The organism is Catenulispora acidiphila DSM 44928 (assembly GCF_000024025.1).
GTDB classification, from domain to species: domain Bacteria; phylum Actinomycetota; class Actinomycetes; order Streptomycetales; family Catenulisporaceae; genus Catenulispora; species Catenulispora acidiphila.
Genome location: NC_013131.1, coordinates 4,916,544 through 4,930,380, shown reverse-complemented (window position 1 = coordinate 4,930,380; position 13,837 = coordinate 4,916,544). Strand labels below are relative to the sequence as shown.

12 protein-coding genes are annotated in these 13,837 nt (G+C 69.6%); 1 reads left to right on the top strand and 11 read right to left on the bottom strand.

All coding sequences use genetic code 11. The features are described from left to right. Positions 1-20: 20 nt before the first annotated feature. From CACI_RS21470 to CACI_RS21420, 11 genes are all read right to left on the bottom strand, one after another. Positions 21-884: an intradiol ring-cleavage dioxygenase gene (locus tag CACI_RS21470; RefSeq protein WP_015792933.1), complete on the bottom strand. Its 864-nt coding sequence runs from the start codon at positions 882-884 to the stop codon at positions 21-23. Beyond that, positions 881-1,486: a 3-oxoacid CoA-transferase subunit B gene (locus CACI_RS21465; protein ID WP_049872055.1), complete on the bottom strand. Its 606-nt coding sequence runs from the start codon at positions 1,484-1,486 to the stop codon at positions 881-883. The genes CACI_RS21470 and CACI_RS21465 overlap by 4 nt, the downstream gene beginning before the upstream one ends. 23 nt (positions 1,487-1,509) lie before the next feature. Beyond that, on the bottom strand, positions 1,510-2,193 hold the full coding sequence (locus CACI_RS21460) for a 3-oxoacid CoA-transferase subunit A (protein ID WP_015792931.1): 684 nt from the start codon (positions 2,191-2,193) through the stop codon (positions 1,510-1,512). A 9-nt stretch (positions 2,194-2,202) separates the two neighbouring features. Further along, on the bottom strand, positions 2,203-5,004 hold the full coding sequence (locus CACI_RS21455; protein ID WP_015792930.1) for a galactose-binding domain-containing protein: 2,802 nt from the start codon (positions 5,002-5,004) through the stop codon (positions 2,203-2,205). A gap of 162 nt (positions 5,005-5,166) precedes the next feature. Further along, the gene (locus CACI_RS21450) at positions 5,167-5,481 is read right to left on the bottom strand and encodes a hypothetical protein (protein WP_015792929.1); all 315 of its coding nucleotides are present in this window, start codon (positions 5,479-5,481) and stop codon (positions 5,167-5,169) included. A 174-nt stretch (positions 5,482-5,655) separates the two neighbouring features. Continuing rightward, entirely contained in the window at positions 5,656-8,421 is a 2,766-nt protein-coding gene (locus CACI_RS21445; protein WP_015792928.1) for a bifunctional YncE family protein/alkaline phosphatase family protein, read from the bottom strand. Positions 8,422-8,762: 341 nt separating this feature from the next. Continuing rightward, positions 8,763-9,827: a cobalamin-independent methionine synthase II family protein gene (locus CACI_RS21440; RefSeq protein ID WP_015792927.1), complete on the bottom strand. Its 1,065-nt coding sequence runs from the start codon at positions 9,825-9,827 to the stop codon at positions 8,763-8,765. A 35-nt stretch (positions 9,828-9,862) separates the two neighbouring features. Further along, positions 9,863-11,143, bottom strand: coding sequence for an NAD(P)/FAD-dependent oxidoreductase (locus CACI_RS21435; RefSeq protein WP_063643628.1), 1,281 nt, complete (start codon positions 11,141-11,143; stop codon positions 9,863-9,865). Between the two features lie 5 nt (positions 11,144-11,148). Then, a complete protein-coding gene (locus CACI_RS21430) occupies positions 11,149-11,514 on the bottom strand; it encodes a non-heme iron oxygenase ferredoxin subunit (protein WP_015792925.1) in 366 nt (121 codons plus the stop codon). A 12-nt stretch (positions 11,515-11,526) separates the two neighbouring features. Continuing rightward, entirely contained in the window at positions 11,527-11,964 is a 438-nt protein-coding gene (locus CACI_RS21425) for a hypothetical protein (protein WP_015792924.1), read from the bottom strand. Further along, positions 11,961-13,100 carry a molybdopterin-dependent oxidoreductase gene (locus tag CACI_RS21420; protein WP_041540390.1) on the bottom strand — a complete coding sequence of 380 codons (1,140 nt, stop codon included), beginning with the start codon at positions 13,098-13,100 and terminating at the stop codon, positions 11,961-11,963. Before CACI_RS21420 ends, CACI_RS21425 begins: the two co-directional genes overlap by 4 nt. 256 nt (positions 13,101-13,356) lie before the next feature. On the opposite strand from CACI_RS21420, the gene CACI_RS21415 reads away from it, so the two are divergent. Continuing rightward, positions 13,357-13,806 (top strand): hypothetical protein, encoded by a 450-nt coding sequence (locus CACI_RS21415; RefSeq protein ID WP_015792922.1) that lies wholly within the window; start codon positions 13,357-13,359, stop codon positions 13,804-13,806. Positions 13,807-13,837: the final 31 nt, after the last annotated feature.

Genomic DNA, 13,837 nt, shown 5'->3' with positions numbered 1-13,837 from the left:
GGAGGCGAGAAGGCAAAGGATCAGGCGGCCTCGTCGGGAACCAGCACCAGGTCGTACGCCATGCTCGTCCACTCACCCTCACGCCGCGTCCCGTCCGGCGCCTCGCCGTCCTGGTGATGCTCGGCATCCACCACGAGGCTGTCCTTCACCCCGAACACCGCATCCCGGTCCAGATACGGGTCGCCCGCGACGAAGATGTGCGTGATCAACGTCCGGTGCCCCGGCGCGGTGACCTTGAAGTGCAGGTGTGCCGGACGCATCGGTCCGCGTCCGGCGGCGGTGAGCAGATCGCCGACGGGACCGTCGTGCGGGATCGGGTACGGCGTGGGCAGGACGGTCCAGAAGCGGAAGCCGCCGTCGGGCGCGGTGCGCAGCCAGCCGCGTCCTGCGGAGCGGTCGCCGGAGTACTGCACGTCGTAGAAGCCGTCCTCGTCGGCGCCCCAGACGTCCAGGCGCGCGCCGTCCAGCGCGCTGCCGTCGGCCGACAGTACGCGCCCTGACACGTAGCACGGCGTCCCGGCGGCGCCCCGTGCCAGATCCCCGCCGAGCTCCACCTCCGGCGCGCCGTCGACGAAGAACGGCCCGAACACCGTCGCCTCGGTCGCGCCCGGCGTCTCCGGCTCGTTGATCGCGACGGTCAGCATCGACAGCCCGAGCACGTCGGACAGCAGGATGAACTCCTGCCGCCGGTCGTCGGTGATGTGCCCGGCGCGGGTGAGGAAGCCGATCGCCGCCTCCCACTCCGGTTGGGTGAGCCGCACGTCGCGGGCGAAGCCGTGCAGGTGCCGCACCAGGGCGTCCAGGATCTCGCGCAGCCGCGGATCGGCGGTCCCGGCGAAGCTGGCCAGCACCTCCTGGGTCACGGCCTGTTCCCGGTCGGTCATCGGATCGGCACCTCCAGGAGATCAGCGAGTTCCTCGACAGTAGTGCCGAAGACTTCGCGCACGACGACACCCCGCGGAGTGACGTCGAAAACCGCGCGGTCTGTGTAGACACGGTCGACGCATCCCAATCCGGTCAACGGATACGTGCACCGCGGAACCAGCTTGGGCTCGCCGCTCTTGGTGAACAGAGACATCATCACGAACACCGTGCGCGCACCTATAGCCAAGTCCATCGCCCCGCCGACGGCCGGGATCGCGTCGGGCTCCCCGGTGTGCCAGTTGGCCAGATCGCCGGACGCCGAGACCTGGAAGCCGCCCAGCACGCAGATGTCCAGGTGGCCGCCGCGCATCATCGCGAAGGAATCGGCGTGGTGGAAGTAGGACGCGCCGGGCAGCTCGGTCACCGGCGCCTTGCCGGCGTTGGTGAGGTCGGGGTCGATGTCCTCGCCGTGCGCCGCCGGGCCCATGTTGAGCATGCCGTTCTCGGTGTGCAGGACCACGCCGGAGTCGGCGGGCAGGTGGTCGGCGACCAGGGTCGGCAGACCGATGCCGAGGTTGACGAAGGCTCCGTGCGGGATGTCGCGGGCCACCAGGGCGGCCATCTCCTGCTTGTCCAGCGGACCGCTCACGCGCTCGCCTCGCCGGGCAGCGGCGGGACCAGCACGCGATCGACGTAGATGCCCGGCGTCACCACGGTCTCGGGATCGATCGCCCCGGTGTTGACGACCTCCCGAACCTGCACGACGACCAGTGTCGCAGCTGTCGCCATCACCGGCCCGAAGTTGCGCGCGGTCTTGCGGTAGACCAGGTTTCCCATCCGGTCCGCGCGGTGGGCGCCGATCAACGCCACGTCGCCCCGGATCGGGTATTCCAGGACGTGGGTACGGCCGTCGATGACGCGCGTCTCCTTACCTTCGGCCAGCAGCGTCCCGACTCCCGTCGGGCAGTAGAACGCGCCGATTCCGGCGCCGGCGGCCCGCATGCGCTCGGCCAGCGTTCCCTGCGGCACCACTTCGAGCTCGATGGAGCCACTGCGGTACAGCCCGTCGAAGACGTAGGAGTCGGATTGGCGGGGAAAGGAGCAGATCACCTTGCGCACCCGGCGCTTCGCCAGGAGCGCCGCGAGCCCGGTATCGCCGTTGCCTGCGTTGTTCGAGACGATGGTGAGGTCCGCGGCGCCCTGCCGGATGAGCGCGTCGATCAGCGTGACCGGCATCCCGGCCATGCCGAAACCGCCGACGAGGATGGTGGAACCGTCGGCGATTCCGGCGACCGCTTCATCGGGGTCGGTACACAGCTGTACGGTCACCCCTTCACCCTAACTCGCGAAAACCCCCACTTCCGAGAGCTGCCCGGCAGGCCAGCCGGTGTTCGCCGTGACCGTCAGCTTCACGTAGCGCACGGTCGCGGACGTGAAGGTGGCGGTCGCGGTGTTCCCGCTCGCCGGATCGAAGGTGTAGCCCTTCGATGCCGCCAGCGTGGTGTAGTTCGTGCCGTCGGTGCTGCCCTGGATCTGGATGGTCTGCGTGCGCGCACCCCACGACGAGGACGGCGGCAGGTTCAGGACCACGCGGCCCACGCTGTGCGCGGACCCGAGATCGACCTGGACCCACTGCGGGAAGGCGTTGTTCGTGCTCTCCCAGTACGTCGAGGTGTTGCCGTCCACGGCGTTCCCCGAGCCGTAGCTCTGGACCGAGCCGCTGGTACTCGTCGGCTGGTTCAGCGCCAGGTTCGGGTTCGGCGGCGGGCTCCCGCCGCCAGCCGTCGCCAGGGCGAGGTAGTTCAGGTTCCATCCGCCGGTGTCCTCGTTCACCGTCAGGACCTGCTGCCCAGCCGGGAGCGTGACGATCGCCGTCACCGTGCTCCAGGTCTGCCAGCCGCCGGTCTGCGGCAGGTTCACCGCGCCGGAGAGGTTGGTGCCGCTGGCGTTCGCGATGTGCAGGGCGCCGGTCACAGCCGACGGGGCGGCGACACGGAGACTCACCGCGTACGGACCCGCGCTGGCGACGTTCACCGTGTACCGGAACCACTGGCCGCCGGAGGTCCAGCCGAGGTCGGAGCCGCCGCCGGTGTCGGAGGTGGCTTCCAGGTCCACGCCGTCGGCGCGGTAGGTGTTGCCGCTGCCGTTGGTGGAGGTGACGTGGTAGCCGACGCCTTCGCCGCCGGTGTCGTAGTTCTCGGCCTGGAGCGTGCCGGGGACCGCGGCCGGCGTGCCGCCGTACGGGCCCTCGGTCGGCGGCGGCGTGCCTCCGCCGCCCTGCCAGCTGTTGCCGCTGAGCGTCGCGGTGAAGCCGCCGGAGTTGTTGATGTAGGGCTGCAGGCCGCCGCCGAGGCCGGAGACCGTGTTGCCGGTGATCGACGCCGAGCCGGTCGGCGCCGGGTAGAACGGCGGCTGGATCACGATGCCGTTGCGCCACGGCGAGGTGATGGTGTTGTTCGCGAAGGTGCTGTTCGTGGACTGCGAGAAGCCGACTCCGTCGTAGAGGGAGTTCACGATGGTGTTGCCGGTGGCGTTGACGCTGTCCACGACGCCGGTGTTCTGCCCGTCGCCGCCGTTGCCGATGTGGAACGCCGGCTGGCCCTGGTTGTAGGCGTCGCCGCCGGAGCGCACGACCGTGTTGCCGGAGACCGTCGCGCCGTGCAAGTCGCTGCCGTTGACGCCGAAACGCCCGGCGCCCAGGCCGATGTAGCGGGCCGTGTCGCTGATGTAGTTGTTCTGGACGTGGTGCCCGCTGCCGCCGTAGATGCCGATGCCCTTGCCGCCCCAGGGCGCGATCAGGGTGTTGTTGGTCAGCGTCACGTTCGACATCGGGGTGTAGGTCGTGGAGCCGTTGTAGGCGACGGAGTTGATCGCCATCGCGTCGTCGCCGGTCCCGCGCACGAAGTTGTTGGTCGCGGTGATGTTGTTCCCGACCGTGCCGGTCAGCGAGACGTTGTTCAGGTTGATGCCGTCGGCCCATTCACTGGTGACCCGGCTGTTCTTCACCGTGCCGCCGGTCCCGGAGGCCCAGAACCCTGATTCGGTGTGCTGGTTCCACATACCGTCGGCGACCCAGTTCGTCCCGGTGGTGTCCATCGCACCGCCGTCGCCGCCCACGGTGCCCCGGCTGGTGGCGTCGGAGTCGATGTGGAAGTTCTGCACCGTGCACGAGGTCACGGAGAACACCGCCGCCAGCGGCTGGCTGTTGGGCAGCGGCACGTCGCGGTAGACGGTGCTGTACCACATGCCCGCGCCGGCGATCGTGATCCCGGTCGCCTGCAAGCCGGTCGTGCCCTTGAGGTAGAACGTGCCCTGCGGGATCCACAGCGTCTTGTTCTGCGACTGGGCCTGGTTGATGCAGTTCTGGATGGCGCCGGTGCTGTCCTGCGCCCCCGGGTCCGCACTGCCGTTGGTCGGGGCGTTATCGGCCACCGCGCCACAGCTGGTGATGGAGATCGAGTTCGCCGGCTGCGCGATCGGCGCCGGCGGATTCTCGGCGTCGACGACGTCCACGTTGTAGTACGAGGCGCTGTTCGCAGAGTCCTTCACCAGCGAGAACGTCGCGCCGGGAGCGATCGCGGCACCGGTGAGGAAGGCGTGCGACTCGTCCCAGAAGACCCGCGGATCACCGTCGGCGGGATTCTTGTCGTCGCTGTTGTTGTAGTTGGTGCCCTCGTAGATGTAGGTCTGCTTGGAGTTGACGTTCAGCGCCTGCCGGAAGACGCCGTTCACGTACAGGTCGAGCGTCGAGGTGATGCCGCCGCCCGACGGCGCGTCCGGGATCGACGCCCGGACGTTCAGGAAGCTGATCGGCGCACCGGTCGTATTCGTCCACTGCACCCCCTGCCCAGTGGAGGCCAGGTGCACATAGGCATGCCCGGAAGCCTCCAACGCGGCACTGGAGTATTCGGTCGTCGGCGGCGCGGTCAAAGCCACCCCCGAGGCACCCCCGACCAACGTCCCGGACTCAGCCTCCAAACTGGTGAACCCCTGACTCGCCCCCACCGCCGCCGCGGCAGCGGTGACGGGATCAAAGCCGACATCACGCGGCGCCGCCAACGCGGTCACCGGCGCCAGCACGAGCGCGAACGGGAGCAGGCGCGGCAGCAGGCCGCGCACGGTGGGGCGATGTGGTCTCATCGCAACTCCTCTCCATGCGTGGGTCACCGTATAGATTTCGCGCAGGTGTCGCAATACTCAGATGAAGTTGCGCAAAAAACTGATACTGGCTTCGCAAGAAGGAGGCTGCGATACAGGGCTTCGCGGAGTTCGCCAGCGAGCTGATCGTTGGCGACAGCCGGTCTAAAAGCGCAGCCGAGCGCCCTCTCCGTCGAACCACAGGAGGAAGTCGTCGATCGCGGTACCGCCATCGACCGGAACCAAGCGGAAGCCAGGCTGCCGGATTTCGCTCAACAGCCGGACACCGTCCTCATGCCGTCCCGCCATGATCGCCGCCTCGGCCGCATCGCTCATCGACCTGACGGTCGCGTATTCGCTGCCCGGCGTCGGCACCACCCGACACAGCCGCCACGGCATGTCGAACCCAAGCAGCACCAGCTCGGCCACCACGCTGTCGCCCCGCTCCAGCCGCCATGATTGCTCAGTCTGATCAGCCACGCATCCGCCCTCCCGAGACGGCCGAAGCCTACAGAGCCAGCGCCTGGAGCAAGGGGGTCAGCGCGCGCAGCGAGGCGCCCGGCCGCAAACCCGGCCGGGCGCCTCGTGAATCAGTCGAGCAATCAAGCAGTCGAGCAGCGGCTCAGCGCATCAGCGCTTCAACCGCCCGACGAGCTAGTCAGCCGAACCCGGCAGGAAGGCACCCGGAACATCGTTCGGCGCGAGGATCTTCTTGTCGCCCGGGTAAGCCTTGGTCCAGCCGTTGTTCTGGTAGTACGTGTACCGGTTCATCAGCTGGGGGTTGGCGAAGTCCGGCATCGCGTTCGGGCCGGTCAGGTGCTGCAGGGCGGCCCAGGACTTCCACTGGGCGGCGACCGCGGTCTCCGAGGCCGGGACCGCGGTGGCGGCGGCGCTGGCCTTGGCGACGGAGGCGGTGGTCTGGCCCGCCGGGACGTTGGCGCCGCAGGCCGGCTGGGTGGGCAGGCCCAGGGTCAGCGAGGTCTGGTTCGGCACGGTGGTGAAGGGGGTGAGGTTCGGCTTGGTGGTGAAGGCCGAGGTCATCGGGGTGGCCGCGGAGTCGAGCTGGTTCATGGGCTTGATGCCGAGGATCTGCTCGATGGTGCGGACCATCATGATCTGCGAGTAGTAGGTGGAGTCCACGGTGCCGTGGTTGGCGTAGGGGCTGATGACCTGGACCGGGGCGCGGTGGCCGTCGACGTGGTCCAGACCGGCCTGGGAGTCGTCCTCGACCACGAAGATGGCCGAGTCCTTCCAGTACGGGCTGTGCGAGATGGTGTCGACGATCTGGCCGACCGCGAGGTCGTTGTCGGCGACCTCGGCGGCCGGGCTCGGCGGTCCGCCGGTGTGGTCGTCGGAGAGCCAGAACATGTTCAGGTTGGCCGGGCCGTTCTTCTCGAAGTCCTGCTTCCAGACCTGCGCCTTGTACACGTCCGGGACCGAGAGGTCGAACAGCGGGAAGCCGGGGACCGAGACGTCGTTCAGCGACGGGATCGCCGAGCCGGTCTGGATCGGGTACTGGCTCGGGGCGCCGGTGGCGGACATGGTCTGCGCGTCGCAGTAGTAGTCCTGCCAGGTCGCGCCGGCCGGCTTGTTCTCGATCGACTGGAACTCGCCGTAGTCCTTGACGCTCTTGCCCGCCGCCTTCGCGCCGGTCCAGATGAAGCCCGACTCCTGGTGGCCCAGGACGTCGTTCTCCGTGTCGTAGCTACGGGTGTACTCACCGGCCGAGGACTCGGTGTACTCCGGGTCGTCCGACTGCATCAGCCAGTTGTGGCCCTCGGCGGAGTTCGTGCCGACGTCGTAGAAGTTGTCGTACAGACCGAACTGCTCGGCCAGGGCGTGCTGGTTCGGCGTGACAGCCTCGCCGTACTGCGTCAGCGTCGAGTCGCCGTTGCCCTGCGGCATGTCGCCGTAGACCTGGTCGTAGGTCCGGTTCTCCTTGACGATCAGGAACACGTGCTTGATCGTCGAGGGGTCGCCGATCTGCGCCGGGATCGGGACCGCCTTCTTCGCCTGCTGGTTGGGCTTGGAGGCCACCTTCACCGAATCGGGCGTCCAGCCGTTGTACTGGAAGACCTTGCCGGTGTAGTCCCGGATCTGCTGGTCGGTCGGCAGCTTGAAGCGGGTCAGGCTGCTGGTGGTGTCGTGGGTGCCGTGGCCGGCGGCGACGGTCGGGCGCAGGGCGTCCACGCCGCGGGTGTTGGCCACCACGATCTGGTTGCCGACCGTGGCCACCTCGGCCGGGAAGTAGTCGGTCGGCAGCAGGCCGACGTAGCTGACCGGCTGCTGCGCGGACTTGAAGCGGTACACCGCGACCGCGTTCGCCCGGCCCAGGCTGACCAGCAGGTGGCCGTCGGGGGTCAGGGAGATCGCGTCGGGCTCGTAGCCGACCGAGGCCTCGGTCCAGGGCTGGGTCGCGATCGTCTGGACCACCTTGTTCTTGGCGGTGTCGATGACCGAGACGGAGTTCGCGGCGGTGTTCGCCACGAAGACCGTGGCGCCCGAGGCGTAGACGGCGGTCGGGTGCGTGCCGACGGTGATGCTGCCGACCGGCACCGTGGGGTTCACGGTGTCGATGACGCTGACCGTGCCGGTCGTCGAGGCGCCGGTCTCCGGGTTCGCCGGCACCGCGGTGCCGTAGGAGTTCATCGTCGTGTCGCCGGCGACGGCGGTGCGGCCGCCCTCGTTGCTCACGTACAGCTTGCCGTTGACCAGCGCCATGCCGCGCGGCGCGATGCCGGTGGTCCAGCTCTGGGTGATCGCGCCGGTGGCGGCGTCCATCGCCACGACCCGGTTCTGGCCGTTGACCGCCCCGTACACCGTCGCGCCGTCGGCGGAGAAGACCGCCTTGCCGGACAGCGCCTGCGCCGAGCCGGCCGCCGGGATCGCGACGTCGACCGGGGTGGCCAGCGTGCCGTCGGGCTTCACGGTGAACTTGGTGTAGCCGTTGGCCCGGCCCACCCACACCGACTTGCCGTCGGGAGAGTACGTCGGCGAGGTCTGCCCGACGTCGTTTCCGCTGATCGCCAGGTTCACGCCGGTGGCGGCCTTGCCGATCACCTGCTGCACCTGGTAGCTGCGCAGGTCGATGATGACCATCGCGCCGGTGCCGTCGGTGATCGTGGCGGCCACGTGCGTGCCGTCCGGGCTCACGGTGGCGCCCATGATCTTGCCCTGGTTCACCACCAGGCGCGAGCCGATCGGGTTGATGTACTGGTCGCTGGCGATGACCTCGCCCTTGTTGGTCAGCTGGCCGACCTGCTGGTGGCCGAGCTGCCGGGTGGAAGCCGATCCGACCCCGGCACTGGTGACGACCAGACCGAGGGCCACGACAGCCGCCTTGGACAGGCGGTGCCGGGACGGACCGGCGGCGCGCTGGAAAGCGCTCGCCTTCTGCACCTTGCGGCGCGTTACCTGCATTGGATGATTCCCTCACTGGGTAGGAAGCAGTTCGACTTCGCCGTCGAGCCGAGAACCACCGGCGCCGGGCCCATCCCACTGAGGCCCCGAGAATCTCCAGCCGTGTCAGCGCTGTGAAATCTAGGCGCCGAGCATGACGACCGCTTGGGGATCGGTTGAATGGTTGACGAACACGAGAGGACCGGCAAACCACGTAACGGTGTTCGTGCCCTGAGTCACTGGCTTCATCACCCTGAATCATGCTCTTGACGGCGACGCTCGGCAACCGGCACTTGAGACGCGAAAGCGGCGACCGGCGCCACCTCCGCGCCGATCGCCGCACTGTCATCGCCGCCCAGCCGTCAGACCCCCAGCTGCTCCGCCGCCATCGCGGTGCCGGCGACCCGCGCCGCGATCTTCGCGAACGCCGTCTCCCGGGAGGTGGACGTGTCGTCGGCGAACGGCGAGAACCCGCAGTCGTCGCACGTGCCGAGCCGGTCGACCGGGATGTGCCGAGCCGCGGCCAGCACCCGGTCGCGCACCTGCTCGGCGGTCTCCACTTGCGGGTCGATGGGGTCGATGACGCCCACGAACACACGCACGTCCGGGCGCACGTGCTCCGAGGCGATGCTCAAGACCCGCTCGGGGTCCGGCTCGCTCGCCATCTGCAGGTAGAAGTTCCCGGCGCGCAGCTGGAACAGCTCGGGCAGCAGGTCCGCGTAGTCCACGTCCAGGCTGTGCGTGGAGTCCATGTCGCCGCCGGGGCACGTGTGCACGCCGATCCGCGCCCGCTCAGCGTCGGTGAAGCGGTCCAGCACCTGGTTGTTCACCGCGATGAACTGCTTGAGCAGACCGCCGGAGGGGTCGAGCTTGAGCGAGAGCCGGCCCTCGGTGAAGTCCAGCTGCACCACGTGCGCCCCGGCGTCCAGGCAGCCGCGGATGTCCGCCTCGGCCTGGTCGGCCAGATCGGTGAGGAAGTCAGCCTGCGAATACCCCTCGATCCCGTTCGCCGGGTAGAGCAGGCTCAGCGCCGACGGGGCGATCACGGCCTGCTTGACGGGCTTGGCGGTGTGCTGCTGCGCGGCGCGCAGGTAGGTGTCGGCGTGGGTCTGGTAGCGGAACGGTCCGGCGGTCAGCGCGGGCAGCTGCCGCTGGTGGCCGTCGGCGAACGGGATGATTGCCCCGTCCGGGTCCAGCGCCGTGGAGCCGGCGATCGGGTAGGTGGCGAAGCTCGGCTTGGACTGCTCGCCGTCGGTGAGGACCGGGCAGCCCGCCTCCTCGAGCCGGCGGATGGTATCGGCCACGGCTTGGTCCTGGAGCTCGGCCAGCGCCGAGTCCGGGAGCGAGCCTTGTGCGTGCGATGTCAGGGCGTTCAACAGTTCGGGAGAGCGCGGGATGCTACCGATGTTTTCGGTGGGAATCGTCACAGGCGCACCGTATGAAGCGCGGGGTGCTCGGTCAATCACCCGGGGCAGTGAACTTTCGGCATCAGGAGTCTGCGAAGGTCAGACCGTTCGTCCGCCAGAAAAGCGGCCTCCACCGGCGTGTCGCGGTCGATGAAGCGTTGGGCGGCGCGGATGTCCAGCGGGCGGTTCAGGGACACCGCGCCGACGCAGCGGCCGTCGCGGAGGTAGAAGACGGTCCCGTCGCCGGCTTCGACGGCGCCGCGCGGCACGGTTTCGGCGGCGGCGTCGTAGAGCCCTGTCATCTCCAGGTGCGTGCCGTAGCGATCGGTCCAGAACCAGGGCGCGCGCGGCGCTTCCGGCGGCTGCCCGAGGATGGTGCGCGCCGCGGTTTCGGCGGTGCGGCGGGCGTTGTCCCAGTGTTCTGCTCTGTATCTCTCATGAACCGGTCCATCATGAACCGCCTGTCCATGGTTGACGGCTCCCCCGATCCGCGCGATGTCGCCGATGGCGTAGACACCCGGCACGCTGGTCTGCATCCCGGCGTCGACCAGCACGCCGTTGTCGACGTCGAGTCCAGCCGCTTCGGCGAGTTCGACGTTCGGCACGATGCCGATGCCCGCCACGACCACGTCCGCCGGCACGCTCTGCCCGGTCGTGAGCACCGCCTGCCCCGCCTCGATCGCCGTTACGCCGCCGCACACGACGGTGACGCCGTGCGCGGCGTGCTGAGCGTGCAGGGCGCGCGCGGCGTGCGGTCCGATCGCGCGTTCCATCGGCAGCGGGCTCGGATCGACGAGCGTCACCTGACACCCGTGGTGTGTCGCGGTCGCCGCGACCTCCGCGCCGATCAGCCCGGCGCCGACAATCAGGACCCGTACTCCCGGAGCCAGCCGGTCGCGCAGCGCCTCGGCATCGGCGCGCGTGCGGAGGACCGTGGCCGCCTCGCCGCCCGGCACGGTCAGCGGCCGGGCCCGGCCGCCGGTCGCGAGCACGATCGCGTCGGCGAGGAGCGTCGTGCCGTCGGCGAGGTTCACGCGTCCGGTATCGGCGTCGAACGCCGCGACCGCGACGCCCGCGCGCAGGTCGATGCGCTCTCGCGGGTACCACTCGGGCGGCTGGAGCGCGATCTCGGCGGCGTCGCGCTCCCCGGCGAGGAACTGCTTGCTCAGCGGCGGCCGGTCGTAGGGATGGCAGGGCTCGTCACCGACGACGGTGAGCCGTCCGGTGAAGCCGCCGGCGCGCAGGGCGGCGCACAGGCTCACCGCCGCCAGACCGGCGCCGATGACCGCCACGTGCTCGGGGACCCGCCGGGCGCCGGGTCCGCCTTGTGGACGCACGCCGCTCAGCCGGCGTCGGTCGGGGACTGGCCCGGCGTCAGCCACAGCCGGCCGGCGATCGCCTCGACCTTGTGCGTCCGGGCGTTCCGGGTCGCCGGTAGGCAGGTCACGGCGCCGGTCTTGAGGCTGAAGCGGCTCTGGTGCAGCGGGCACTCGATCTCGCCGTTCTCCAGCCAGCCCTCGCCGAGCGAGGCCTTCTCGTGCGGGCAGGTGTCGTCGAGGGCGTAGTAGGTGTCGCCGTCGCGGAAGACGGTGATCGCGTCGGACCAGCCGGTGAGCTTGGCCGGGACGGTGTGCGCGTCGCCGTCGCCGAGGTCGGCGGCGGCGAGGACGTCGATGGCGAGGACGTCGATGGGCTGCTGGTCGGTCATGGAGGCGCTCCTTCAGGAGGGGTTTCGGCGTCGCACGATCCGTACGACGATCAGCACGATGGCGGCCGCCCAGACGACGGCGAGGACGGTCCACAGTCCGGTGGCGTAGTCGCGCGGCAGGGCGGAGGGCATGGCGGCGTCGCGTCCGTAGCCCAGGAGCGAGGGCAGCGCGATCGCCACGATCAGCGCGGTCGCGATGCAGGCGCCCTGGACCACGGGGCGCGCGACGACCGGCACGGTCCTGCCGATCAGCCACCCCACGGCGAGCGTCAGGGGCAGCACGAGCAGCAGGACCCCGAGCGTCACCTTGACGACGAAGGTGAGGTAGGGCGACGTTCCCAGGCTAGGCGCACCGCCGCCGAACAGGGCGAAGCCGATCATCGCCAGCCCGGCGCCGACGAAAAGCCGCCGCAGCCACGCCATACCGCTCATATCAGGCTTCGACATCATGCCGGACTCCCCACGATCAGCTGCGCCAGCCATTTGGTCTGCAGGACACCGGGCCGGTCGGGCGCGATGAGGCGGCACGGGTAGCCGTGGTCGACGTGCAGCGGCTCGCCGCGCAGGCGCAGCGCGATCAAGGTGTGCGGATCGCGGGCGTGCGGCGGCGCGACGACAGAGGACGCGTAGGCGCTGAACCGCTGCAGGGACACGGCGGTGACCTGGCTGCCGTGGTCGCCGCCGACCATCGCGACCAGGTCGCGCAGCGGCACGCCGGTCCAGTCGGCGCTGGAGCTCCAGCCCTCGACGCAGGCGATCGGGAGCGTGGCAGTGGTCTGCTTCATGGCGGCGAGGTCGTCCAGGCTCAGCCGCACGGTGCGCGCCGGGCCGCTCACCTCCAGCCGCCAACCGGGGTCGGTGGCGACGGTGCGCACCCCGGCCGCCAGCGCGGAGGCGTTCACCGGCAGCCCTTGCGGCCCGACGCGCGGATCCCGGTCGCCGAGCACGGAGACACCGGCCAGCGGTCGCACCGTCTCCCCCACGGTCGCGATCGTCACCACGGCGGACGTCGCGGCGACCGTGCCGAGCAGACCGCGCCGCGTCAGCCCCGTCGGCGGCTTCCGCAGCGGACGCACCGGCGCCGACAACGCCCGCCGCACCACCGGCAGCTTCACCCCGACGTGCACGAGCAGCGCACCGATCGCGATCCACGCGGTCCAGTAGTGCAACACGGTGAAGAAGAACCCCATCGCCGCATACCACCGCGCGATGTTCAGCACGCCGGACACGACCTGCACGAGCGCGGCGGCGATCAGAACGAGCACACTGACCCGCTCGACCAGCTGAGCCCAGTCCCGCACCCGGGTCCACTTCTTGACCGTCGGCAGATTCACCAGCCGCGGAAAGACAGCCCATAACTTCGCCCCGAGCAACGGGATCGACGCCAGCCCGGTGGCCACATGCAAGCCCTGGGTGACGCGATAGAGCCACACCGGCCGCGCAGGCCACCAGAACCACGAAGCCGGATGCTGAATCTCATGGCTGATGAACCCGGTGACAAAGCACACCCCGAACATGCCGCCCAACCACACCCCAAGCTGGCTGGTCAACCGCGGGCTCCGCAGTCCGGAGGAGAACGCCTTCATGCAAGCCAGGCTAGGGAGCCGACCCGCCCGCGGCGCGCCGAAATCGGACATATCGGCCTTACGGAAGAGTGACAGCTCGCTCGCGGTGCGCCGACGCCTTGCCCCGCGCGCCCCGCCGACACGCACCGCCCCGCCGACAGCCCCGTCCCGACACGCCGATCATCTCTCGGTTGGCGAGCGCCCACGGCTTCCGACCGCTAGCGTCTATGCTGCAAAGCCAGCCTTTTCGACGGAGTCCGGCGACGGGAGTTTCAAGATGTCCGGTGCCCAGATCGTCGGGCTGATCTTCGCGGTCTTCGTGGTGATCGGTGCGTGTTTCCTGGCGTTCCTGCTGGTGCAGGTCACCGAGCTACTGCTCACACTGAAGGGCACGCTCACCACACTCACCACCGCCGCCCTGCCGCTGATCGAGGAGGCGGAACAGGCTGCGAACACCGGTAACGCCGGCATGGTGAAGGTCGCCGCCATCAGCGAGAACATCGAGGCCCTGACCGACAACGTCTCAGCGGTGACCACCATCGCCGGCGCAGTCGCCGGCGGCCCACTGGTGAAAGCCGCCTCCTTCAGCCTCGGCGTCCGCCGCATCATCACCTCCCGCCGCCAACCCGACCTCGCCAAGCAGGTCAAGCTCGAGCTCGCCGCCGAACGCCGCGCCCAGCGACAGAGCGTGAAGTCCGGCTCGGCGGGCGCGGGCGACAAGGGCTGATCGGCGCTCGCTGAACGGCGAAGCGGGATGT